Below are 25,302 nucleotides of genomic sequence, written 5' to 3'. Positions count from 1 at the left end.
TTTTTTTATAAAACCCGCTGCCGCTAGGCAAACAACCATCACTGTTGCATTAAGACAACTATTTGTACCAACTAGGTGCAATTGTTTCTTATTTGCGCACCAAAGCCGCACTTTCAACAGCATTATTCACAGAAGCGATCAGATTTTCGAGCCGCGCCTACCCGCCAACGTCATTAAGTTACCTGATTAGCAAGATGCTTCAGCTTGCCGGAGCCAAGTGCCCGAGCGGGCTAGTCGTAACCGCAGCGACTTCTGCGGGACGGGTTATTTAACCCGTCCCCAACGTTTCGGTTTGCCCTAAACATTTCGGCTGACTTCGGCCAAAGTCAAAACGTTTAGAACGGGGTTGCAAACCCCGTCCTGCCAGGGTTTTCGCGCCGCGCCTACCCGCCAACGTCATTAAATTACCTGATTAGCAAGTTTCTTCAGCTAAAGCCCAAAAACCAGCATATCCCTAGCAGGACGGGGTTCGCAAGCCATGCGCGTCAAGCTAAAAACGGCCAACCCACATCACGCTCTTTCCCAAGCTCCAGCTTGGGAAAGACACCCCGGAAGCTCCAGCTTCCTGAGACCGACACAACCTCCACACATTCTGAATCAAACCCGACTCGCTCGTTCAATCTTTCTTGATTTTCGGGAAGCTAGAGCTTCTTGAACAGGTTACCCAAGCTAGAGCTTGGGTAACAGCATATTTTAGTTTTTGCGACTACGACTGGTCCTTGCTCGGACACTTGGCCTCGGCAAGCTGAAGCATCTTGCTAATCAGGTTAAATTAAGCAGTCATTTAAATTAAGTAATCCTGACATTCAGGCCCGAATGCGCTTCAAAAGCCTGCCATCCATGGCGGAATGAAGGGATTCTCTTAACTTAATGGCAGTGACTCCTAGGCCCTATAACCAAAATTTGTTTTTTTACGACTAACCTGTATCCTAAGCGCTAATTGATAAAAACAAACTCGCATAACCACCATCAGCGTCAATAACAACCCTAATCAACGCCGATTTTATGAGCTCACTATAGGAACATGACAGTGCGCCAACGACTTTCAAAAGCAGCGATTATCACACTCCTGTATTTGGCTTTCGCAGGCTTTTGGATATTGACTTCGGATTGGCTGGTCGACTTACTCATCACCGATAGAACTCTATTAGTTCGCATCCAAGCTTGGAAAGGCTCGGCCTTCGTACTAATGACCGCGCTTGTGCTTTATGCATTGTTGAGATTAAAACTTCCAACCCAGAATGAAGCAGGCTCCGGGTATTTCAACTTTCGAGCCGGTTTACTGATCGCCACTTACATTTTAATAGCCCTCTCGATTGGCGGTATCGGCTACCTGGTGTATCGGCAGCAGGCCCTGGAGTTCACCGCGCGGCAATTTTCCGTACAGTCAACCATAGTCAAGCTCAAAGCCCGCCATATAGAAAACTGGTTAACCGAACGCCGCCAGGACATTAAACTCATACAATCCGATCCGATACTTTCAGCAATCGACGCACCCGTTTCCGGGCAACTAGACAAAACACTTAAAGCCAAACTACAAAGCTATTTCAACGCCCTGCTCGAAACCAAAGAATGGGTCGGCGTAACGCTCTATACCAAGCAAGGACATCCTTTATTCACTACCGGCGAAGCCATCGAAGCCACTGCAGCAGTGCGGCAAGCCATTATCGACTCGTCACGATCCCGGCAATTGGCGATCAACGACATACATCGCCTCAAATCCGAGCCCGACCAATATCGACTTGAATTTATCGCACCGATAATCATCAACGAGCCGCAAAAAATCTTTGTCATGGTGGTATTGAGCGCCGATCCGACTATAGAACTCTATAAATCCCTCAATGAATGGTCGGCCATTTCCGCCGATTCGGAATTATTTTTAGTGCGCCGAGAAGGCGATGAAGTGGCCTATCTCAACAGAACCGAATGGATAAGCAACTCTCCGCTCACACACCGCAAACCGTTAAGCCGAGTAAACTTGTCCGCTACCCGAGCAGTACTCGACGGAGCCGGTTTTTGCAGATGCATCAATGACCGTGATATGGAAGTATGGGCGGCATTTCAACCGATCTCCGGCATGCCTTGGCATGTCTTATTAGAAAGTAATGCCGATGCAATGTTGAAACCGTTGAAACTACGGGCAAAATTGATTTTTCTGGTGGTAATATTCGCGGTTGGCGCCGGAGGTCTTGCCGTTTTGCTGCTCTGGCGCAGTCAACAAATGCGTTTTGCCTTATTCCGACAACGGCAACTGGAAGATCGAGCAGCAATTGTCGGGCATTATGACAGGTTGGTTAAACTGGCGCGCGATATCTTTTTACTAACCGATCTCGAAGGACGCATCGTCGAAGCCAACGAAGCCGCCTCATCGGCATACGGTTACGAGATCGACGAATTGTGCTCGATGACTATCCGCGACTTAACGCCGTCGCATCTTCAGTCCGCCATCCAAAACATCTGGCCGTCCGCCGACACGAAGGGCGGCGCGTTGTTCGAGATATTACAATTACGCAAAAACGGCGATATCTTTCCGGTCGAAATCAGTTGCAGCCCTTTAGAGATCGACGGCAATCTTTACCGGCAAAGCTTTATTCGTGACATTAGCGCTCGACAAGCCGCCGAAGAGCAAATACAGCGCCTCAACAAAGCCTATGCAACACTCAGCGAAACCAATCAGGCAATCGTAAGAACTCGCGATCCGGACAAGCTTTTTCAGCGCCTCTGCCGCATCGCGGTCGAATACGGAGGTTACCTTGGCGCTTGGATCGGCCGCATCGACGACATATCCGGCCGAATCGAACCGGCAGCCAGCTACGGCGCGCTCGATGAATACCTCCGCCAAACCGAAATCGAGATCGCCCCCGATTCACCGAAAGGCCGAGGACCGACCGCTAACGTCATGCGCAAAGGACGCCCTTATTATTGCGAGGACTTTCTTAACGACCCGGCAACCGCTCCATGGCACGACCTGGCCCGGCAATACGGCATCGGCGCATCGGTCGCGCTGCCCTTGCGGTGCAGCAACCGATTGGTCGCGGTATTCAACCTTTATGCCGCCGAAACGCATATTTTCGACCGGCAAATGCGCACTTTGTTGGAAGAAATGGCTCAGGATATTTCTTTCGCATTGGATAATTTCGAACGCGAAACCGCGCGTAAACAAGCCGAACATAGATTAAAAACACTCTTCGAGACGATACCCGATTTTGTATGGCTAAAAGATCATAGCGGTACCTTCCTGGCCTGCAATCCGGCTATCGAAAAATTATTCGGAGTCCCTGTATCCGAAATTATCGGCAAAACCGATTACGACTTTGTCGACTCGGAAACAGCGGATGCTTTCCGCGCGAACGACCTCGCCGCGGCAGCCGCTGGAAAGCCGGTCACGAACGAAGAAACACTGACTTTTTCGGGAGACGGGCGCAGCATTCGGGTGCAAACCACAAAAACGCCGATGTACGACGCCAAAGGAAAACTCATCGGCGTTCTCGGTATCGCCCGAGACATCAGCGAACTCAAACAACAGCAAGCTTTGCTCGCCGCAGCAAACAATACCTTGGAGCAAATCGCCGAAGGACGGCCGCTAACGACAATACTGAAACATATCGCCCGTAACATAGAACAGCTCAGCCCCGACATGCTGTGCTCGATCTTGTTAATGGATGCGGACGACTTACATCTTAGGCACGGATCGGCACCGAGCCTGCCCGATGGCTACAACCGATCTGTGGACGGTATTGAAATTGGGCCTTCCGTCGGTTCCTGCGGCACCGCGGCTTTTACTAAGCAACCGGTATTCGTCGACGATATCGCCGAAAGCCCGCTATGGAAAAATTTTAATCGCCTCGCTCTCGATCATGGTTTACGCGCCTGCTGGTCCACACCGATTTTTTCCGGGACCGGCAAGGTACTCGGCACTTTTGCGGCTTATTACCGAACGCCGCGCCACGCAACCGAAAGCGAGCGACAGTTAATCAATACCTTTGCGCATTTAGCCGCGATTACGATCGAAAGAGAACAGGATACTCAAAAACTTAACCGGCAATTAGACGAACTGCGCCGCTGGCACACGGTCACCTTAGACAGAGAGTCGAGGATCATCGACTTGAAACAAGAAGTCAACGCCCTACTAACCCGGCTCGGCGAACCGACGCGCTACTCCGTTTCAGTACAGGAACTCAAGCCATGATTGTTTCCGGAGCGCTAGCAATACTCCAAAATGCCGCATTACTGCTGACGATCGCGCTAGCCTTCGACATGACGGCCGGGCGTTTCTTATTCAAGCCTAAGTTAGCCGGACAAATTGTAATCGGCCTGGGTATTGCCTTGATCGGCATGGTCATCATGCTAACGCCTTGGTATTACCAACCCGGCATCATCTTCGATACTCGGTCGGTACTGTTAAGTATTTCCGGCTTGTTTTTCGGCACCATCCCGACAGCCGTTGCCATGGCCGGCACAGCGGCACTACGACTCTATCAAGGCGGAATTGCGACATGGACCGGAGTTTCGGTCATTATCGTATCGGGACTCGCCGGCATACTCTGGCGGCATTTTCGGCCATCGCCGCTCGTCGAAATATCGTGGCGCGAACTTTGGCTATTCGGGCTTTTCGTTCATGTTTTGATGCTAGCCTTGATGCTGATCCTTCCTTATTCCACCGCAGTTCGGGTTCTGTCTGATATCGCCTTACCGGTTTTGACGATCTACCCTTTAGCGGTTGTCATGCTCGGATCGCTAATGATAATAAGGCTTCGCCGCGACCGCGACACTGAGATGCTTCGCGAAAGCGAGACGCGATTTCGCACCTTATTCGAGCAAGCCGCGGCAGGCGTTGCTCAGATCGACATACGCACCGGCCGCTTCATGCGAATCAATCGACGATTTTGCGATATCGTCGGATATACCCGCAATGAAATGGAACAACTGACCTATCAAAGCATCACGCATCCCGAAGATCTAGCAGCCGACAACGCAAAAACGCAGCGACTCCTGGCCGGAGAAATTCGCGAATTTTCAATGGAAAAACGTTATATCCATAAAAATGGGCGCTGCGTTTGGGTCAATTTAACGGTTTCGCCGTTATGGGAACAAGGCCAGTCGCCGAACGGGACGGTCGCGATCGTGATCGATATCACCAAACGAAAACAAGCCGAACAAGCCACTCATGCGGCACGAACCGAAACCGAACAATTGTTAAAGGAATCGGACCGACAGCGCTTGGTATTATTAAGCTTGATCGAAGATCAAAAATCGGCCGAAATAGCATTGAAAGAAAGCGAAACGCGTTACCGTTCACTTGCTAATAACGGGCGCATGCTGATTTGGTCGGCGCGCCTCGATAAGTTATGCGACTATTTCAACGAACCCTGGCTTGAATTCACCGGCCGGACGCTGGAGCAAGAATGGGGGTTCGGCTGGGCTGAAGGCGTGCATCCCGATGATTACGATCGTTGCGTGCAAGTCTATAATGAGGCTTTCGACAAGCGCGAGAAATTCTCTATCGTTTACCGCTTGCGTCGTCACGACGGGGAATACCGTTGGCTTATCGACGACGGCGTGCCTCGTTACGATCACAAGAGCGATTTTGTCGGCTATCTGGGCTACTGCTTGGACATCACCGAACGAATCGAAGCGGAACAGGAAGTGCTCAGGCTGAATGTCTATCTGGAACGACGAGTTAGCGAGCGCACGGCCGAGTTGGAACAAGCCAATAAAGAACTCGAATCGTTTTCCTATTCGGTTTCGCACGATCTACGCGCACCGCTTCGCGCCATTAACGGTTTTGCGCAAATTCTGGCACGCAGACATAGCGATACGCTCAATGACGAGGGCCGCCATTATCTCGATAATGTCATCGAAGCCGGAAACCGTATGAGCCAATTGATTGAGGACCTACTGGAATATTCTCGCACCGGGCGGCGCGCCGTACAAATGAGCCCGATAGCCCTATCGCCGTTGCTGAAACAGCTATCGGCAACATTTGCCGAACGCATAACGGCCACTCAAGCCACGCTTGAAATCATCGAACCGCTGGCGTCACCGATCGGCGACGCCACTTTAGTTGGGCAAATATTATCCAACTTACTCGATAATGCGTTAATTTACCGTAAACCGGATATACCGCCCATAATCGCAATCTCGTCGCGCATTAATAAAGGTCAAATCATTATTCAAGTGACCGATAACGGCATAGGTATCGAGCCCGAGTATTATGATAAAATTTTTCAGGTTTTTCAGCGCCTGCACAATGAAGACGAATACCCGGGAACGGGGATAGGTCTCGCCATCGTCGCCAAATCGGCACGCATGATGGGCGGTTCGGTAGAAGTCGAATCTACCCCCGGCAACGGCAGCACGTTTAGTATTCGGCTTCCCGCCGCCAATTAAAGCATGAGAATCGTTATGAATAATGAGGCCTTTATATTGTTAGTGGACGATAATCGCATGGATATCGAATTAGCACTGGACGCCTTTCATGAAGCCCGGCTGATCAACCGAATCGAAACGGCTTCAAGCGGCCGAGAAGCACTCGATTATTTATTCGGACGCGGCGACTACGGCGACCGGAAGCGTTATCCGTTACCAGATCTGATACTGCTTGATCTAAAAATGCCGGGCATAGACGGCTTCGATGTACTCAAGCAAATCAAAACCGCACCATTGATCAAACGCATACCGGTCGTTATTTTGACTTCATCGCGCGAAGAAGGCGACCGGGCTTTATCTTACGATATCGGCGCTAATTCCTATCTGGTCAAACCCGTGTCGTTTTCCGGCTTTATCGAAGTCATCAAGCAAATCGAAAACTATTGGTTAAGTCTAAATATCGGGCCGCCGCTCGGAGTTACCTCTAAACCTGAGGCTGAAAATGACTAAATCATTTATGGAACGTAACGAAGTATTGCGTATTCTGATCGTCGAGGACGTCCCGGTCGATGCCGAGCTGATGGTATTACAATTGAAGGATGACGGATTAATTTTCGATTGGCAACGGGTTCAAAACGAAGAGGACTTTCTGCAAGCACTCGATACCCGACCCGATTTGATTTTAACCGACTGGTGTCTGCCGCAATTTAGCGGCCTCAAAGTCTTGGAACTGCTTCATAACCGCGATAACGATATTCCTGTCGTCGTTGTTTCCGGCAGTATCGGCGAGGAAATCGCGATCGATGCCTTGCAAAAAGGCGCTTTCGATTATGTGTTGAAAGACCGCCCTGCTCGCTTGGGCGCCGCGATCCGGCATGCGCTGGAGGAAAAAGAACTACGCGACGAACGCAAACGCTATCTCGAAAAGCTGCGTCTCGCCGACCAGGTCTTTGAATCGACCGGCGAAGGCATCATCGTTACCGACATCGACGCCAATATCGTAGCCGTTAATCCGGCCTTCGAGCAAATCACCGGCTATACCAAGATCGAGGTGTTAGGCAAAAACCCCAGCATCCTGAAGTCCAACCACCAAGACAGGTCTTTTTTTTTCGAGTTGTGGAATACTTTATTAGGCACAGGCCATTGGCGCGGCGAAGTCTGGAATCGGCGTAAAAACGGCGAAGTTTATCCGGAATGGTTAACTATCAGTGCGGTCAAAAACAGCGAAGGCACCACCACGCATTTTGTCGGCGTGTTCAACGATATCAGCTCGGTCAAGGAAGCCCAAGCGCAACTCGACTTTCTGGCTCATCACGATGCATTAACACGCCTACCTAATCGCACCTTATTCAGAGACCGTCTCGAGCATGCCTTGATCCATGCGCAACGGGAAAACAAGAATCTGGCCGTATTATTTCTTGATCTGGACCGGTTCAAAACAATTAACGACACTCTGGGTCACCCGGTAGGCGACGACTTATTGAAACAAGCCGCCGATCGTATGCAACAAGCGATTCGAGCCGACGATACGCTGGCCCGACTAGGCGGCGACGAATTCGTTCTGCTGTTGGAAGACGATTCCACCGCGCATCACGCGGTTATCGTCGCACATAAATTATTGCAAATTTTTAACCGGCCGATGTTCATCGAGGACCACACGTTAACCGTGACCGCCAGCATCGGCATCGCACTGTTTCCGCAAGACGGCAAAGACGTCGACACGCTATTGAAACATGCCGACCTGGCCATGTATCAAGCCAAACAACAAGGCCGTAATACGTATCAGTTCTTTTCATCAGGCCTAACTACCGGCGCTTTCGAGCGCTTGATTATGGAAAACGCTCTGCGCGGCGCAGTCGCCCGAAACGAGCTTTTACTTTACTATCAACCTCAAATTAATTTGATCGACCGTACGCTTGCGGGAGTCGAGGCATTAGTGCGTTGGCAACACGCAGAATTAGGCATAGTATCGCCGGGGCAATTCATTCCGTTAGCCGAGGATATGGGTATCATTGCCGAAATCGGCGAATGGGTTTTAAATGAAGCCGTCAGACAAATGGCCGAGTGGCAAGCAGAGGGCTTTGACGTTCCTCGCGTTTCGGTCAACTTATCGATGCAGCAAATCGACCGGGAGGATCTCGCCGGACAAGTATCCGCAGCATTGGAGAGAATGAGTATCCCTGCCAAGCATTTGGAATTGGAAGTGACTGAATCGATGATCATGCGCCAACCGGATCAAGCCATGCGCATTTTGGATAATTTGCGTCAACAAGGTATCTTGCTATCGATTGACGATTTCGGCACCGGTTATTCCAGTCTGGCTTATTTAAAAAACCTCCCGCTGGATCGGTTAAAAATCGATCAATCTTTCGTGCAGGACATCGGCCGCGATGAACACGGCGAAGCCATCGTTCGGGTTATCATCGCGCTGGCTCGAAACCTAGGGCTGGAAGCCGTCGCGGAAGGCGTCGAGTCCGAAGAGCAAGCTCAATTTCTTGAACGCGAAGGTTGTAATATCGCTCAAGGCTATTTATTCGCGCACCCCATGCCGGCGGATGAATTGATCCGACAAAGCGATCGATATCGATACTCCGGCGAGAAAGCGAATTAGCCGACAATACACTGCATTAATCCTGAAAAGAGCAGTTGGCATTTGTTGTAGACCGTTCGTGCTGAGCCAAGTCGAAGCATGAAGGGTCTACAACACTTTCACCGGCCTGGTGAAGCCTCAAACTACCGTTCACCCTTCGACAGGGCTCTCCTGCGAAAGGACGCCGTAAACCCAGAACCTTAACTCACGAACTTTCACAGTAACGTTCATGAAGGCCTGGCCATCGCCCCGGCAAATGAAAGTTCTCTGGTGGGGAGGGTACGGTCACTCGCCCGACAGGACGCCGTGAATACGTCCCTGTAGGCTCGACGGCGGCTGTCCCTGCCGCCAACGCCTGTCGGTCGAGCAACCGCACCCTCTCCGGAACCGGCATTTGCTCTGTCGAGCGCCGTATATCGAAAAATTAGATAAAGGGTCTATATCTACGAACTTTCACAGTAAATATTTCAGCTTGCTTTGGTCATGTTCTAAATGTTTAGAACGGGGTTTCACGGGGTTTCAACTGCCGTCCTGCCAAGCATTGAATTGGCTTTACTCGGTTTAGCTTTCGATTCGTGTTTTAGTGTATCCTAAGGTTCTTTATCAAAGCTTTACGGCCTATTGCTCAATGAAACTTAAAACTCGATTATTTAAGCATTTTTTACAGATTCTTTGCATTGTCGCCTTGTCTTTACAAACCGCAGTAGCTCAGGACTTCCACACATGGAGTTACCATCGTAACCGGGACCACTTAGCTAACCTCGAATACACCCTAGCGCGATCGCCGCTACCGAAACGGGGGAAATATGATTTAATCAGACTTGAAATCGTTTGCAAGGCGAATCAATTGCAACTAGTTGTCGATTCCAACAGTCTGATTACTTCTCAAAGTCAGCCGTTCGACTTCGATTATCGAATCGATAAACAAGCGCTCGTTACGATTGAAATGCGCACCTTTTCGGATACGAGACGAAGAGCCTATAACGACGAGCATGCTCTAGCATTTGCCGAGGCATTACTAAACGGAAAATCGGTTTTCGTACGCATACATACCATGCTCAAAAACATATTGTCGGGGGCGATGCCGCTCGATGACGCACGCGAACCCATCACTCGCGTTCTCGCCGATTGCGGTATACAACGATCCGATTTGAGCAATGAAACAGAAGATTATGGCCTCAATGAATTCGAACGCGACCTAAAGCGATTGCCGACAACGCAACAACGACAATTGCTAAATCGGATCCGACAAATGATAAAAGAACTTGATGCCCGCTAGCCGTCGCGGCTTTCCGGCTACCACGACCTCCGTCAATGCCATTAAGTTAAGCCGTTCGTGGTGAGCTTGTCGAACCATGGACGGCTTAACTTATCGACTCGGTATTTTAAACCTCACATGCTCAAACGTTTTCTTATTCTAATACTATTCTCCGTGCTGATTTTTGGCGGCATTTTCGGACTGAAGTTTTACCAACTTCATCAAGAAGCCGGCCAATTTCAACCACCGCCGCCTGCCGTCGTTGCAGCCACCGAAGTCACCCAGGAAATCTGGCCTTCCGCATTGTCCGCGGTGGGAAGCTTGACCGCCATTGCCGGTGTCGACGTCAGCAACGAAGTGGCCGGCAAAGTCGAAGCGATTCATTTCGACTCCGGTCAATCGGTTAAAAAGGGACAATTGCTGTTGGAACTGGATGCGTCGACCGATCGCGCGGAATTACAAGGACTCCAGGCCGAAATGCGGCTCGCCAAGGTCCGCTTCGAGCGGAGCGAAAAACTAATAGGTAAAAACTTCATTTCCCAATCCGATTACGATCAGAACCATGCCCTACTCGACGAAACCGCCGCGGCCGTTCATGCTAAACGTACACTGATCGACAGAAAACGAATTCGCGCGCCTTTCACCGGCGAACTCGGCATTCGTCTAGTCAACCTCGGCCAATACTTAACGGAAGGTTCGGCAATCGTGTCGCTACAACAGCTGGACCCGATTTATTTGGACTTTACCGTTCCTGAACGCTATTTGAATCGACTCGTTAAAGGCCGCCAAGTCATTGCGACCGTACAAGCTTACCCGGGGCGAGAATTCAACGGCGAAATCAGCGCCGTGAGTCCGCTGATCGACCAAGGCACGCGATCCGTACAAGTTCGCGCCAAGCTAAGCAACAGCGAAAAACTGCTGCATCCGGGCATATTCGCACAGATCGGCATTTTATCGGACCAAGAACTCAACGTACTGACGTTGCCCGACACTGCGATTACCTATAACCCTTACGGCAATTCGGTATTCGTGATCGAAACAAACGAACAAGGCCTGATCGTTCAAAGCAGGCAAGTCGAAACGGGACAAACCCGAGCGGGACGCGTCGAAATCATTAACGGTTTGAAGCTTGGAGAACGTGTCGTCAGCGCAGGCCAAGTCAAATTACGAAACGGCATGCCGGTTACGCTGGATGATAAACCCGCCCCCGGCGAACGGGAGATTTCACAGTGAAGTTCACCGACCTTTTCATCGAACGGCCGGTCCTCGCCAGTGTTGTCAGCTTATTGATTTTAGTACTCGGCTTAAGAGCCATCACGGTGCTAGAACTCAGGCAATACCCCGAAACCGAAAATACCGTCGTCACGGTAAGGACGTCCTACCCCGGAGCCAGCAGCGATTTGGTGCAAGGCTTCATTACCACGCCCCTACAGCAGGCCATCGCCGAGGCCGACGGCATCGATTATCTGTCCTCGAACAGCCGCCAAGGCGTTTCGACGATTGAAGCGCACATGCGTCTTAACTACGACCCCAATGCCGCGGTCGCCGAAATTCAAGCGAAAGTAGCAAGTCAACGCAATATCTTACCTGCCGAATCGGAAGACCCGGTCATTACATCGCAAGTCGGAGACACGACCGCATTGATGTATGTCGCTTTATATAGCGATACGATGAAACCTTCGCAAATCAGCGATTACATGCTGCGCGTCGTTAAACCTAAAATTCAATCGATACCGGGCGTCGGCAAAGCCACTGTGCTCGGTAATAAAACCTTTGCGATGCGCATCTGGCTCGACCCCAAGCGCATGTCGTCGCTCGGCGTAACTGCCGAGGATGTCGCGAATGTGTTGCGCTCGAACAATTACCTGTCGGGCGCCGGCCAAACCAAGGGAAATTTCGTTACGGTCGATTTGAGCGCGACAACCGATGTCGTCAGCGAACAGGAATTTCGTAATCTAGTCGTCGGCAATCGCGGCGGTACGCTAATCAGGTTATCCGATGTTGCCGATACCGAATTGGGCAGCGAAGATTACGACATGGTCAACTGGTATAAAGGCAAGACCGCGATTTTCATGGGTATCGAACAGGCACCCGGCGCCAACCCGCTGACGGTTGCCTATGCCGTCCGCGATATATTGGACGAAATTGAAAAAGACTTGCCCGAAGCCATGCATATCCTGCTGCCTTATGATGCGAGCCGTTTTATCCAGGATTCGATCAACGAAGTCTTTCGCACGCTGGCCGAAGCATTGATCATCGTCTTATTGATCATTTATTTATCACTGGGTTCGATTCGTGCCGCACTGGTTCCATCGATCACAGTCCCCCTATCGTTGATCGGCGGCACTTTTTTAATGCTACTCATGGGGTTTTCGGTAAACCTGCTCACAATGCTGGCAATGGTGCTAGGCATCGGTCTAGTCGTCGACGACGCGATCATTGTCGTCGAAAACGTGCATCGCCATATCGAACTGGGCAAATCCAAATTCGAAGCGGCGATCGATGGCACGCGCGAATTGGTTCTTCCGGTAATCGCGACAACGGTGGCGCTGGTTGCGGTCTATTTGCCGGTCGGTTTCATGGGCGGACTGGTAGGCACCTTGTTTACCGAATTCGCCTTTACCCTAGCCGGCGCGGTCGTCATTTCGAGCATTATCGCACTCACCCTCGCACCGATGCTGAGCTCCAAAATCCTGAAGGATCAAGGCAAGGCCGGTCGTTTCGAACATGCGGTCGAAGCAATCTTTAACGATTGGTCCGAACGTTACCGAAAATTGCTGCACCCGCTTCTGGAAACGCCATCTCTGGTACTGGCATTTGCGCTGATGGTCTTGATCAGCATTTATTTCATGTTCAGCCTGTCGCAAAAAGAATTGGCCCCAACCGAGGACCAAAGCATACTGTTTGTCATGGCGAGCGGTCCGCAAACTGCAACTTTGAATTATAATGAAGCCTATGCCGAAGAGTTGATTAAACAATTCGAATCGATACCGGAATACAACGAAAGCTTTATGTTGCTGGGCTTCGGCGGCAGCAACAATACCGTGTTCGGGGGCTTTAAAATGCCTTCGACGGCATTACGCAACCGTTCGCAAATGGCGATACAACCGGAATTGCAGGCTAAGGTTAACGCCATTGCAGGCTTTCAAACCGCGGTCATTCCGCGGCCAAGCTTACCCGGCTCGGGAGGCGGCCTACCGCTACAATTCGTAATCGTCACCGATGCCGATTACGCATCGCTTGACCAAGTAGCGGACCTTCTGGTCGATCGTGCGACACAAAGCGGACGCTTCAATTTTTTGATGAAGGAAGTCAATTTCGACCGGCCGAAAGCGACCCTTGTCATCGACCGGGATAGAGCGGCGGATTTGGGATTGACGATGCAAGACATCGGCAGCAATCTGGCATCTTTACTCGGCGGACAATATGTCAACCACTTTAGCCTGCAGGGGCGAAGTTATAAAGTGATACCGCAAGTCGACGATTTATCGCGCCTCGATACCAGTAAGTTCGATCATTATTATTTGCGAACCGCATCGGGCGGACAAATACCGCTGTCATCGCTGGTGCATCTCGAACAATCGGTCGAGCCCAGCAAACGAACTCAATTTCAACAGCTCAACAGCCTGACCGTATCGGGCATGATGGCACCAGGCATCACACTGGGCAATGCAATGGATTATTTGGAACAGCAAGCCGATGAGTTATTTCCGCGCGGTTATAGTTACGACTATACGGGCAGTTCCCGGCAATACGCACAACAAGGCAGCGCTCTGGTCGCGACGTTTTTCATGTCGTTGTTGATCATTTATTTAATGCTGGCCGCACAATTCGAAAGCTGGCGCGACCCTTTGATTATTCTGATTTCGGTACCGCTCTCGATCGCCAGCGCCCTAGCTTTCATCATGCTCGGCTTTGCCTCGATCAATATTTATACGCAAGTCGGCTTGATCACGTTGATCGGTTTAATTGCAAAGAACGGTATTTTGATCGTCGAATTCGCCAATCAACTGCAGATCCGCGAAGGCTTAACCAAACGCGAAGCGGTAGAGCAAGCAGCGAAAATTCGGCTCCGGCCGATTTTAATGACGACCGTATCGATGATCGTCGCGATGGTCCCTTTACTGATCGCCTCCGGCCCGGGCGCTGCCAGCCGTTTCGATATCGGCTTGGTAATCGCTAGCGGTCTCGGCGTTGGAACGCTATTTACGCTGTTCGTCGTCCCTTCGTTTTATCTGTTACTGGCAAGAGACCGCTACACCGAGCGTGAAAATCAATCTTGGATTCGAAACGATTGAGCCGACATTTTTTGCGAAAATGTTTTGTTGAGCTTGCCTACGAGTTATACTTTCGAAAGTGATTTTTAGGCAGTTAAAAATCAGGCTCAGAATAGCCCGGATTGAAGACTGCCGAAGACACGGACGGAGGTATGTCAAAACCGAAGCCACACCCTTTATACTCAAAAAATATACCTTTCGCACTTGAAATTTCTGCATTGCCTAAGGAGGCGCCGGGGTGTCCGATAAAGGCTTTGCCAGCATGGAGCTGGCATAGAGCCTACATGGACGTATTCACGGCGTCCTTTGACGGACACCCCTGCGCCGAAATTTGACCAGCAAAGGATATATAAAGAGAGCGCTTTCAACCTAAACTCGGCAATTTGACCATGAAGCACATGAAGTCTTTAAACGGTTTGCCCTATAAAATCTTAAATAACCTGTAATTATTCAGCATAAGTCATGTATGAGAAGGTGTCAGGCATTGATTTATAAGGCTGTCTGCAACAGGACGTTGCAGTCAGAGCTTACAGGGATGTATTCACGCGTCCTTGGAAATCAATGCCTGACACCAACCTACCGCATGCGCTGAATAGTTACAATAACCTTTTAGGACAAAACGATTTGCATAGGCAAAATAAGCCATTGAATTAGTGACTTATTCTCCGCGACCTTTATGGTAAAATGCTTTTCCTAGGTTCAAAGCACGTTTATTAACCCAACCGAAAAGAAAAATAACTATGTCTAAATTTCCAATCGATCTTAGCGCTTATCAGCGCATTTCACTCGATCCAAGCAGCGATAAACTGACCGCCGAACAAAAATCGGCGCTGCAGGCCAACATTCAATTATGCCGCGATGCGATCGTATTTTTCACGGCAACCGGCGCCGCCAGAGGCGTTGGCGGACACACCGGCGGCCCGTTCGATACGGTTCCGGAAGTCATGATTCTGGACGCACTGTTTCGCGGCAACGACGACAAATTCGTTCCTGTCTTTTTCGATGAAGCAGGACACCGCGTTGCCACACAATACTTGATGTCCACGTTAAACGGCGATTTACCGGCCGAAAAGCTGATGCATTACCGCGAAGCGCATTCTCATCTTCCGGGCCATCCTGAATTGGGCTTTACGCCCGGCGTAAAATTCAGCTCCGGTCGCTTAGGTCACATGTGGCCTTATGTCAACGGCGTGGCGATGGCTAACCCTAGCAAGACATTATTCTGCCTGGGCTCCGACGGCTCGCAACAAGAAGGTAACGATGCCGAGGCTGCGCGCCTTTCCGTCGCTCAACAATTGAATGTCAAACTGATCATCGACGACAACGATGTCACGATCGCCGGTCACCCTTCCCATTATTTGGGCGGATGCAGCACCGCAAAAACGCTGGAAGGCCATGGCGTTAAAGTACTGGAAGGCGACGGCGAAGACCTCGACGACTTGTACCGCCGCATCGTCACCGCGATCAACACGCAAGGTCCTGTCGCGGTCATCAACCACCGCCCGATGTGCCCTGGCATCAAAGGCCTGGAAGGCTCGACCCACGGTCACGATGTCATCTCGGTTAAACTGGCGCTCGAATACTTGGAAGCCAACGGTCAGCAAGCGGCGGTCGAACATCTGAAGTCCATCCAAGCACCGAAACAAGACTACACCTTCCTCGGCTCCAGCGATAAATGGGATGCCAACCGCAACGTCTTCGGCGATGCGTCTGTCGCGATTTTGGGCCGATTGTCCGAAGCGGAACGTTTGGATAAAGTCCGCGTGATCGACAGCGACCTCGAGGGCTCTTGCGGCTTAAAGAAAATTCATGATGCATACCCTGAAATCTTTATTTCTTCCGGCATCATGGAACGCGGTAACTTTTCTGCGGCGGCCGGTTTCGGGATGGAAGCCGGTAAACAAGGTATTTTCGGCACATTCAGCGCTTTCCTGGAAATGTGTATTTCCGAAATCACGATGGCGCGTTTGAACAATTCCAACGTGTTGTGTCATTTCTCGCATTCCGGTATCGACGACATGGCCGACAACACTTGCCATTTCGGTTTAAACAACATGTTTGCCGACAACGGTTTGAGCGACGGTTACGACACCAATCTGTACTTCCCGGCCGACCCGAATCAAATGAAAGCCTGCTTGGAAACTATTTTCTTCAACCCGGGTCTGCGTTTCGTTTTCTCTACCCGCTCCAAGGTGCCCATGATCCTGGATAGCGACGGGAACGATTTCTTCGGCGGCAATTATAAATTCGTATCCGGTAAGGACGAAGTCATCCGCGAAGGGACGCAAGGCTATGTCGTCAGCTTCGGCGAATCGTTATACCGCGCGTTGGATGCGGTTGAACGTTTGAAAAAAGAAGGCATCGATGTCGGCTTGATCAACAAACCGACATTGAACGTCATCGACGAAGAGATGCTGACTAAAGTCGGAAAATCCCCGATGGTGTTGGTCGTCGAATCGTTCAACCGCAAAACCGGTCTGGGCAGTCGCTATGGTTCATGGTTGCTGGAACGCGGATACACGCCTAAATTCGCTCATATTGCCACGCACAAAGAAGGTTGCGGCGGCTTGTGGGAGCAATTCCCGCACCAAGGCATCGATCCGGCCGGAATCATGGCTAAAGTCAAGGATTTGCTCAAAGGCTAAAACCTTATAGGCAATCACACCGGATAGAGGGCTTTCTTCGTTGAAAGCCCTCTTCTCGAGCCATAAGGATTTCGTGATGGCCATGTGTATACCCAACGCAGTTCAAAATTCGGTGCCGGGCTAACGATCATTCCTCGATATCCAGTTCCTTAATCTTACGAGTTAGCGTATTTCTACCGTAACCCAAAAGCTTAGCCGCTTCGTGACGTTTTCCGCCGGTATAGTCTAACGCGGACTTAATCAAAATGGCTTCGACTACCGGTATCGTATGCTTGGCAATCTCCTGATCGCCCTTATGCAATTGGTACTCGATATTTTTCTTCAACACCCCTTGCCAATTCTCATCCGCCCCGCCCGACTCCTCCCGACTATGCAGCAATTCCGGCGGCAATTCGTTCTTATGAATTTCCCGGCCCGAAGCCATTACGGTCAGCCAACGACACAGATTCTCGAGCTGGCGAACATTGCCCGGCCAATCCAGAGCCTTCAAGAACTGTTCGGCGTCAGGCTTAAGCACCTTTAATTCGGTATTCAATTCGGCCGCGGCTTTACTCAAAAAATACTGCATCAGCAACGGAATATCTTCTCGGCGATCGCGAAGCGGTGGAATATGAATACGAATAACATTCAAGCGGTGAAATAAATCCTCGCGAAACCGGCCTTGAGCGACTAAGACTTCAAGATTCTGGTGTGTCGCGGCAATGATCCGAACATTGACCTTGACCGATGAATGCGCACCGACCGGATAAAACTCTCCGTCCGCCAGCACTCTCAGCAAGCGCGTTTGCAGTTCGGCGGGCATATCGCCGATTTCGTCTAGGAACAGCGTTCCGTGATTGGCTTGTTCGAATCGCCCCGACCTTCGTGCTTGAGCGCCGGTAAACGCACCTTTTTCATGTCCGAATAATTCGGATTCCATCAAATCCTTAGGGATCGCGGCCATGTTCAACGCAATAAACGGATTACTCGCCCTTGGACTATGGCGATGTAACGCCTTGGCTACCAATTCCTTACCGGTTCCGGACTCGCCATTGATCATCACGGTAATGTGGGAGCGAGCCAATCGACCTATCGCCCTAAATACTTCTTGCATCGCCGGAGCGGCACCGATAATTTCCGGGGTCGATTCAACAACATGGTTGTTTTGTATCGACTCCTGTCGTTGCTTGGAATGCTCGCATGCGCGGCGAACGACCTCAACGACTTCTTTTATATCAAACGGCTTGGGCAAATATTCGAAGGCCCCGCCATGAAATGCCGATACCGCGCTTTCCAAATCGGAATGCGCGGTCATCACAATGACCGGCAAATCCGGATGACTATTTTGCACACTCTTCAACAACTGCAGGCCATCGATGCCGGGCATGCGAATATCGGTGATCAACGCGTCCGGTTCCTCGGATTTTAACGCCTCGAGCAACACATTACCGTTCGAGAACGAACGGGTTTCGATCGCGGCTTTTTGCAGGGCTTTTTCTAATACCCAGCGGATGGATTTATCGTCGTCGACGACCCAAACCATGCCCGAATTACTCATGGTGATTCTCCAGGGGTAAATAAATAGAAAATACGGTACGACCGGGCTGACTATCGCATTCGATCATGCCGTCATGTTGATTGATCAAAGACTGTGCGATGGACAAACCCAGCCCTGTACCGCTGGCCCGTCCGGTAATCATCGGATAAAAGACCTTGCTCATCATCTCTTTATCGATTCCGGGACCGGTATCGATAATATCGATTCTCGCGGCCAATTTGTTTCTCTTGCGACCGATCGTCATTTGTCGGCAAACTCTGGTTTTTAAAGTCAGTATTCCGCTGCCTTCCATCGCCTGAACGGCATTTCTGACAATATTCAATACCGCTTGAATCAATTGATTTTTATCGGCAAAAACATCCGGAATACTAGGATCGTAATCCTGAATAACGCTCAGTTTTCCGTTCGCTTCAATCAGCACCAATTGCCTAACCCGCTCGACAACCTCATGAATATTTAATAGCGCTTTATTCGGTAGCTTATTAGGGCCGAGCATTTTATCCATTAAACCTTGCAGCCGGTCGGACTCGGCAATAATGATTTGAGTGTATTCCTTAAGCTCAGGATCATCCAATTCAAGATCCAGCAACTGCGCCGCACCTCTTAGGCCGCCAAGAGGGTTTTTGATTTCATGAGCCAAACCTCTGACCAACATTCGAACGGTTGATTGCTGAGATAATAATTGCTCTTCCTTAGAAATGCGTAAATGCCTATCCAGTTGTTGCAACTCGACAATGATCTCAGTAACCTGATCATCATTGATAACGGGCGTCGCACTAAAATTGACAGTAATGCTCTGATTCATGATGTCCAGAGTCAATTCACGATCGACTAAGGGCTCATCCATTTGCAGGCATTGTTCCAGATCCAACCGCTGCTCCGAATCGACCGTCTTGAATAACTCCGTGGCACTATTGCCCAACAAATGCCGAGCACTATCGGCAAATAGCACCTCGCCGGCGGTATTGATGTAAGTCAGTTTCAACTGCCTATCGAATAGCAAAACCGCTTCATTTAAGTGTTCGAGAATCTTTTTATACACGGTTTTTTAAAGTCATGAGCTTATCGATTAATCAAGGAAGAAAAATATATACAGGGAAAACGAATACTTTACTGAATTTAAGCAAGTATTAGACCAAAGAATTTAGATAACTAATCGACGAATCTAAGACCATATCTTGCGATGGGCACTCACGCTGGGATGACGTTTTTTCCTTGTTTCCACGCTCCAGCGCTCGCCGTTATACATAAGTCGTAGTACCGTCTTGCCATCTTGACGAATGCGACCTCGATACCGTTTATTGTCATTTAACACTCTTGACCTCGAAATCGCGATCTGGGGATCGCTCCCACAGAGCATTCGCCCCCCTTGCGCATAGGTATCTACACAAGTTTTCAGCTTTATAAAACAATTAGTTAAGTTAATTTTTCTGTAATCTAGGATAAAAAAGTAGACTAAAAACTTCAATTTTTAGCCCCTATCTTCATAAAAAACCAGAAGAAACTTTATAACAGCATGATTTTAAATGATAAAGATGTGTAGATACTTATGCCCTCTTGTGGGAGCGACGCTTTGGTTGCCATTTCGGAGCAGCTGATATCCAATATCCGAAGATTTATCAATCAGCACGCTCCCAAGTATACGATGACCTCTGCTTAGCAAGTTTACCGATATTTGTGCATAACGATGAGCGCTCCAGCGTGGGAATGCATACCGATCTTGCCTCGGCAGCCACGGTAATGAGCCCCCACGGAAGACCACAGAAACCAGAACGGTCGCGAGCTCATGCTGGAATAACGGATTACCCTTAACTTAATAGCAGCAACCCTCTACCGCCCCTTTCACCTTTCACCTTTCACCTTTCACCTTTCACCTTTCACCTTTCACCTTTCACCTTTCACCTTTCACCTTTCACCTTTCACCTTTCACCTTTCACCTTTCACCTTTCACCTTTCACCTTTCACCTTTCACCTTTCACCTTTCACCTTTCACCTTTCACCTTTCACCTTTCACCATCATTTCCGGTGCAAAACGAGCTTAGGGAAAACCATTAGCCGGCACTTTTGGTGCGCCCAAACAAAAAACGCCCCATTATGGGGCGTTTTATTATTGCTATTTCGATTCGTAATTACAGACTGTAATACATATCGAACTCAACCGGGTGCGTACTCATACGCAGACGAGTTACTTCTTCCATTTTCAACGCAATATAACCGTCGATAGCATCGTCGGTAAACACGCCGCCTTGCTTCAAGAATTCGCGGTCGCTATCCAATGCTTGTAAAGCTTGATCGAAGGCATGACAAACTTGCGGAATCGCTTTTTCTTCTTCCGGCGGTAAATCGTACAAATCTTTATCCATCGCATCGCCTGGATGAATTTTGTTTTGAATACCATCCAAACCCGCCATTAGCATTGCAGAGAACGCTAAATAAGGGTTTGCAGTCGAGTCGGGGAAGCGCACCTCGATACGACGTCCTTTCGGATTGTTAATAAAAGGTATACGAATCGATGCCGAACGGTTACGTGACGAATAAGCCAACATTACCGGCGCCTCGAAGCCTGGAACCAAGCGCTTATAGCTGTTCGTCGAGGCATTGGTAAATGCATTCAATGCTTTGGCGTGCTTGATAATACCGCCGATGTAGTACAACGCGGTTTCCGATAAGCCGCCGTATAGGTCGCCGGAAAATAGATTGACGCCATTTTTAGCTAAGGACTGATGAACATGCATACCGCTACCGTTATCCCCTACGAGAGGTTTCGGCATAAATGTCGCGGTTTTACCGTAAGCATGCGCAATATTGGTCACGACATATTTCAAATCCAACACTTCGTCGGCTTTTTTAACCAACGTACCGAATTTAACACCGATCTCGCATTGGCCTGCTGTTGCGACCTCGTGATGATGCACTTCGGTAACCATGCCCATTTCTTCGAGAATCAAACACATCGCAGAACGCATATCCTGCAAAGAATCGACCGGGGGGACAGGGAAATAACCGCCTTTCACGCTTGGACGATGCCCCATGTTTCCGTCTTCATAGGCTTTTTCAGAGTTCCAACCGGCCTCGGAAGAATCGATCTTGTATGAAGCGCCTGAAATATTGGCTGACCAACGCACATCGTCAAACACGAAAAACTCGTTTTCAGGACCGAAGAAAGCCGCATCGGCAATACCGGTGCTCTCTAAATAAGCTTCGGCACGTTTAGCTATGGACCGCGGATCACGTTCGTAACCTTGCATATCGTTCGGCTCGATGATATCGCAACGCAGAATCATCGTGTTATCGTCATAAAACGGATCCATCACCGCCGTACTTGGATCCGGCATTAGAATCATATCCGACTCGTTGATACCTTTCCAGCCCGCAACCGAGGAGCCATCGAACATCTTGCCTTCTTCAAAAAGGTCTTCATTAACATCATGAGCAGGAAAAGTCACATGCTGTTCTTTGCCGCGCGTATCGCAAAAGCGAAAGTCGACAAATTTAACATCGTGCTCCTGAATCATTTTAAGTACATTTTCTACAGACATGTAAGTTGTCTCCTAGGTTGGTTGTTATATATAAATTGCTAAGAATATTTCGCGATAACGATATCATTTTTTTGAGTTGCAATATAGCCGCCCGGAAAAGTTTTATAGCCCCCCTCCCCATTAACCGATCATTGATCCGTGAGCAAATCAAAAACGCGGAACCGTTTGCTCCATCTAACGAACATGAAATAACTTCTCAAACAACGGAAGCAGGTTTGCTATACCTCAAAACGATCGCAGAAAATGAATGACACCGGCTTTCGAAATCGCTACACGCTAATTTTAAGCACTTCACATGCCATATAAGCAACTAATTGATCTCAATTATAAAAAAAACGTCACTCATCGACAGTCCACCCTTCTTAGCATCATTATGGTGCACAGTTTAAAACAAGTTGCACCACATTGACACAAAACAATATCTCCCGTTAAGGCAAACACCCAAATTTTGGGTCAATAACATCCTTGACTTTTATGGCACGCTCCGTGCTTTAAACAAATTCGAGTTCGTAACTTAACAAGAGGCATAGAGATATGAAATTAATAACAGCAATTGTTAAGCCCTTTAAGCTGGACGATGTACGCGAAGCGTTATCCGAAATAGGGGTTTCAGGAGTCACCGTAACGGAAGTTAAAGGTTTTGGCCGCCAAAAAGGCCATACGGAATTGTATCGCGGCGCGGAATATGTCGTGGACTTTCTACCGAAGGCTAAGGTCGAGGTAGCCATCGGCGACGACCAGCTCGAAGCGGCTGTAGAAGCCATTTCAAAAGCTGCCAATACCGGCAAGATTGGCGACGGCAAAATTTTTGTCAGCAATCTCGAGCAAGTCGTCCGCATCCGAACCGGTGAAACCGGCGAAGAAGCTCTATAATATCGTTAACGAGGAGATCGAAAGTGGATAAATTAGTTGAATTAAGTTACGCGCTCGATACATTTTATTTTTTGATGAGCGGCGCACTGGTCATGTGGATGGCGGCCGGGTTTGCGATGCTCGAAGCCGGTTTGGTCAGGGCCAAAAACACCACCGAAATTCTAACCAAAAACGTCGCCTTGTTTGCAATCGCTTGCATCATGTACATGCTGGTCGGTTACAACATCATGTACCCGGACGAAGCCGTCAACAGCGTATGGCCCGGCATCAGCTTCTTGCTCGGCGATGACAATACGGTCGAGGAAGTCATGGGTAGTGAGGGAGAAACTTACTACTCCAACATGGCCGACTTTTTCTTCCAAGTCGTTTTCGTGGCGACGGCAATGTCGATCGTTTCCGGGGCCGTTGCCGAACGAATGAAACTCTGGTCGTTTCTGGTATTTTCGGTCGTAATGACCGGCTTTATTTACCCAATGCAAGGCTATTGGAAATGGGGCGAAGGCTTTCTCGATCAGCTGGGCTTTCTCGATTTCGCAGGTTCCGGCGTGGTTCACATGTGCGGCGCTAGCGCAGCATTGGCGGGAGTCCTATTACTCGGTGCACGCCAAGGAAAATACGGCGCGGACGGCTCCATCAATCCGATTCCCGGCTGTAATATGCCGTTGGCAACCCTGGGTACTTTCATTCTCTGGCTGGGTTGGTTCGGTTTCAACGGTGGCTCGGAGTTGAAAATTTCCGATATCGGCGAAGCCAACTCAGTCGCGATGGTATTTGTCAACACCAACACAGCTGCTGCCGGCGGCTTGGTTGCTGCCTTATTAACCGCACACTTCACGTTCGGCAAGGCCGATCTTTCGATGACGCTGAACGGCGCTTTGGCAGGATTGGTCGCAATCACCGCGGAGCCTTTAACACCATCGCCATTATTGGCCACTGTCATCGGCGCAGTCGGCGGCGTGATCGTAGTATTCTCGATCCTGACTTGGGACAAACTCAAAATCGACGATCCGGTCGGCGCGATTTCGGTCCATGGCGTCGTCGGCATGTGGGGGTTGATCGCAGTCTGCTTCTCCAATGAGGAAGCCAGCTTTACAGCCCAATTGATCGGCATCGTAACGATCTTCGGTTTCGTTTTCTTAAGCAGCCTACTAACTTGGTACTTAATCAAACTAACAATGGGCATCCGCGTCAGCGAAGAAGAAGAATACAAAGGCGTCGATTTCTCCGAGTGCGGCATGGAGGCTTACCCCGAGTTTACGACCGAAGGCAGCAAACGCTAACGGTTGACCTAACAACAACGGGCGCGCCGTGCGCCCGTTTTTTTTTCGGAAAAAGTAACGTCCCGCATCGGATTAAGCCTTATGAAATTGTAACTATAAGGATATTTAACTATGATTGCGGCTTAAACCGAACCCCGAAAGGGATACGATAGCAACTTAACCACTCTGGAAGATCAATATGAAATTAATTACAGCGATTATCAAACCATTCAAAATGGATGACGTCAGAGAAGCCTTATCGGAAATCGGCGTTGCGGGAGTTACTGCCACCGAAGTCAAAGGATTCGGGCGCCAAAAAGGGCATACCGAACTTTATCGCGGCGCGGAATATGTCGTGGACTTCTTGCCCAAAGTGAAATTGGAAATTGCCGTTTCCGATGAGATTCTGGATCAGGCCATCGAAACCATTGTCAAGGCTGCTAATACCGGGAAGATAGGCGACGGCAAAATATTTGTGACAAGTCTGGAGCAAGTGATTCGCATCCGAACCGGTGAAACCGGCAGCGACGCCATTTAACCCTGCTTTAACAGACGCCTATCATAAAGCATTGAAAATTAAGTAATTATGAACATATGCACGACAATATCAACCCAGCCTTATTTGTAAAAGTTGGGTAAAAATTGGCATGACTTTTTAACTTATATAATTCAATACTTTAGAGCATAGGCACTACATTGGTTAAGGCTGGGTTAAGCTCACGAACAAGCCTCAAACTATTCGGCACCTGGATACGATTTATTCCCGGTACCGACAATTCCGCGCGCGTCCACTAAAAACTTAGGAACGAGCATGAAATAACTTCGACAAATGCTGAAAGGGGGTTCGGCGGATCGATTGACAGGCGTCGGCGGCAGGGCAGATTTTTGCTCCTGCAAAATCCGCATTCATGCCATCCATGGCAATCTGATAGCCGCCGTCGAGCCTACATGGATG

General features: G+C 49.5%; 14 protein-coding genes. 11 read left to right on the top strand and 3 right to left on the bottom strand.

Annotated elements, in window-relative coordinates; genetic code table 11:
* The first annotated feature begins 1,030 nt into the window (after window positions 1–1,030).
* The 8 genes from MEALZ_RS20605 (at window position 1,031) to MEALZ_RS04160 (ending at window position 17,139) form a co-directional block, all read left to right on the top strand.
* Complete coding sequence (locus MEALZ_RS20605) at window positions 1,031–4,189, top strand: GAF domain-containing protein (protein WP_014147365.1); 3,159 nt, start codon at window positions 1,031–1,033, stop codon at window positions 4,187–4,189.
* Window positions 4,186–6,390: a PAS domain S-box protein gene (locus MEALZ_RS20600; protein WP_014147364.1), complete on the top strand. Its 2,205-nt coding sequence runs from the start codon at window positions 4,186–4,188 to the stop codon at window positions 6,388–6,390. Before MEALZ_RS20605 ends, MEALZ_RS20600 begins: the two co-directional genes overlap by 4 nt.
* Window positions 6,391–6,405: 15 nt before the next feature.
* Window positions 6,406–6,879, top strand: coding sequence for a response regulator (locus tag MEALZ_RS04185; RefSeq protein ID WP_017840132.1), 474 nt, complete (start codon window positions 6,406–6,408; stop codon window positions 6,877–6,879).
* Window positions 6,872–8,980: an EAL domain-containing response regulator gene (locus tag MEALZ_RS04180; protein WP_014147362.1), complete on the top strand. Its 2,109-nt coding sequence runs from the start codon at window positions 6,872–6,874 to the stop codon at window positions 8,978–8,980. Before MEALZ_RS04185 ends, MEALZ_RS04180 begins: the two co-directional genes overlap by 8 nt.
* Window positions 8,981–9,587: 607 nt before the next feature.
* A complete protein-coding gene (locus tag MEALZ_RS04175; RefSeq protein ID WP_014147361.1) occupies window positions 9,588–10,238 on the top strand; it encodes a hypothetical protein in 651 nt (216 codons plus the stop codon).
* A 153-nt stretch (window positions 10,239–10,391) separates the two neighbouring features.
* Window positions 10,392–11,450, top strand: coding sequence for an efflux RND transporter periplasmic adaptor subunit (locus MEALZ_RS04170; protein WP_223842349.1), 1,059 nt, complete (start codon window positions 10,392–10,394; stop codon window positions 11,448–11,450).
* The gene (locus MEALZ_RS04165) at window positions 11,447–14,515 is read left to right on the top strand and encodes an efflux RND transporter permease subunit (RefSeq protein WP_014147359.1); all 3,069 of its coding nucleotides are present in this window, start codon (window positions 11,447–11,449) and stop codon (window positions 14,513–14,515) included. The genes MEALZ_RS04170 and MEALZ_RS04165 overlap by 4 nt, the downstream gene beginning before the upstream one ends.
* Window positions 14,516–15,234: 719 nt before the next feature.
* Window positions 15,235–17,139 carry a transketolase C-terminal domain-containing protein gene (locus tag MEALZ_RS04160; protein ID WP_014147358.1) on the top strand — a complete coding sequence of 635 codons (1,905 nt, stop codon included), beginning with the start codon at window positions 15,235–15,237 and terminating at the stop codon, window positions 17,137–17,139.
* A gap of 127 nt (window positions 17,140–17,266) precedes the next feature.
* Here MEALZ_RS04160 and ntrC read toward each other — a convergent pair whose 3' ends face one another.
* The 3 genes from ntrC to glnA all read right to left on the bottom strand — a co-directional run bounded on the left by ntrC (window position 17,267) and on the right by glnA (window position 22,215).
* Entirely contained in the window at window positions 17,267–18,676 is a 1,410-nt protein-coding gene (ntrC, locus tag MEALZ_RS04155; RefSeq protein WP_014147357.1) for a nitrogen regulation protein NR(I), read from the bottom strand.
* Complete coding sequence (glnL, locus tag MEALZ_RS04150; RefSeq protein ID WP_014147356.1) at window positions 18,669–19,718, bottom strand: nitrogen regulation protein NR(II); 1,050 nt, start codon at window positions 19,716–19,718, stop codon at window positions 18,669–18,671. Before glnL ends, ntrC begins: the two co-directional genes overlap by 8 nt.
* A gap of 1,087 nt (window positions 19,719–20,805) precedes the next feature.
* Window positions 20,806–22,215: a glutamate--ammonia ligase gene (gene glnA / locus MEALZ_RS04145; protein ID WP_014147355.1), complete on the bottom strand. Its 1,410-nt coding sequence runs from the start codon at window positions 22,213–22,215 to the stop codon at window positions 20,806–20,808.
* 534 nt (window positions 22,216–22,749) lie between these two features.
* On the opposite strand from glnA, the gene glnK reads away from it, so the two are divergent.
* The 3 genes from glnK (at window position 22,750) to MEALZ_RS04130 (ending at window position 24,885) form a co-directional block, all read left to right on the top strand.
* Window positions 22,750–23,088, top strand: coding sequence for a P-II family nitrogen regulator (gene glnK / locus MEALZ_RS04140; RefSeq protein ID WP_014147354.1), 339 nt, complete (start codon window positions 22,750–22,752; stop codon window positions 23,086–23,088).
* Window positions 23,089–23,111: 23 nt separating this feature from the next.
* Window positions 23,112–24,368 (top strand): ammonium transporter, encoded by a 1,257-nt coding sequence (locus tag MEALZ_RS04135; RefSeq protein WP_014147353.1) that lies wholly within the window; start codon window positions 23,112–23,114, stop codon window positions 24,366–24,368.
* A 178-nt stretch (window positions 24,369–24,546) separates the two neighbouring features.
* Entirely contained in the window at window positions 24,547–24,885 is a 339-nt protein-coding gene (locus tag MEALZ_RS04130; protein ID WP_014147352.1) for a P-II family nitrogen regulator, read from the top strand.
* The last annotated feature ends 417 nt before the right edge of the window (window positions 24,886–25,302 follow it).

Source organism: Methylotuvimicrobium alcaliphilum 20Z (assembly GCF_000968535.2).
Taxonomy (GTDB): domain Bacteria; phylum Pseudomonadota; class Gammaproteobacteria; order Methylococcales; family Methylomonadaceae; genus Methylotuvimicrobium; species Methylotuvimicrobium alcaliphilum.
This window is presented reverse-complemented; position numbering and strand designations above follow the sequence as displayed.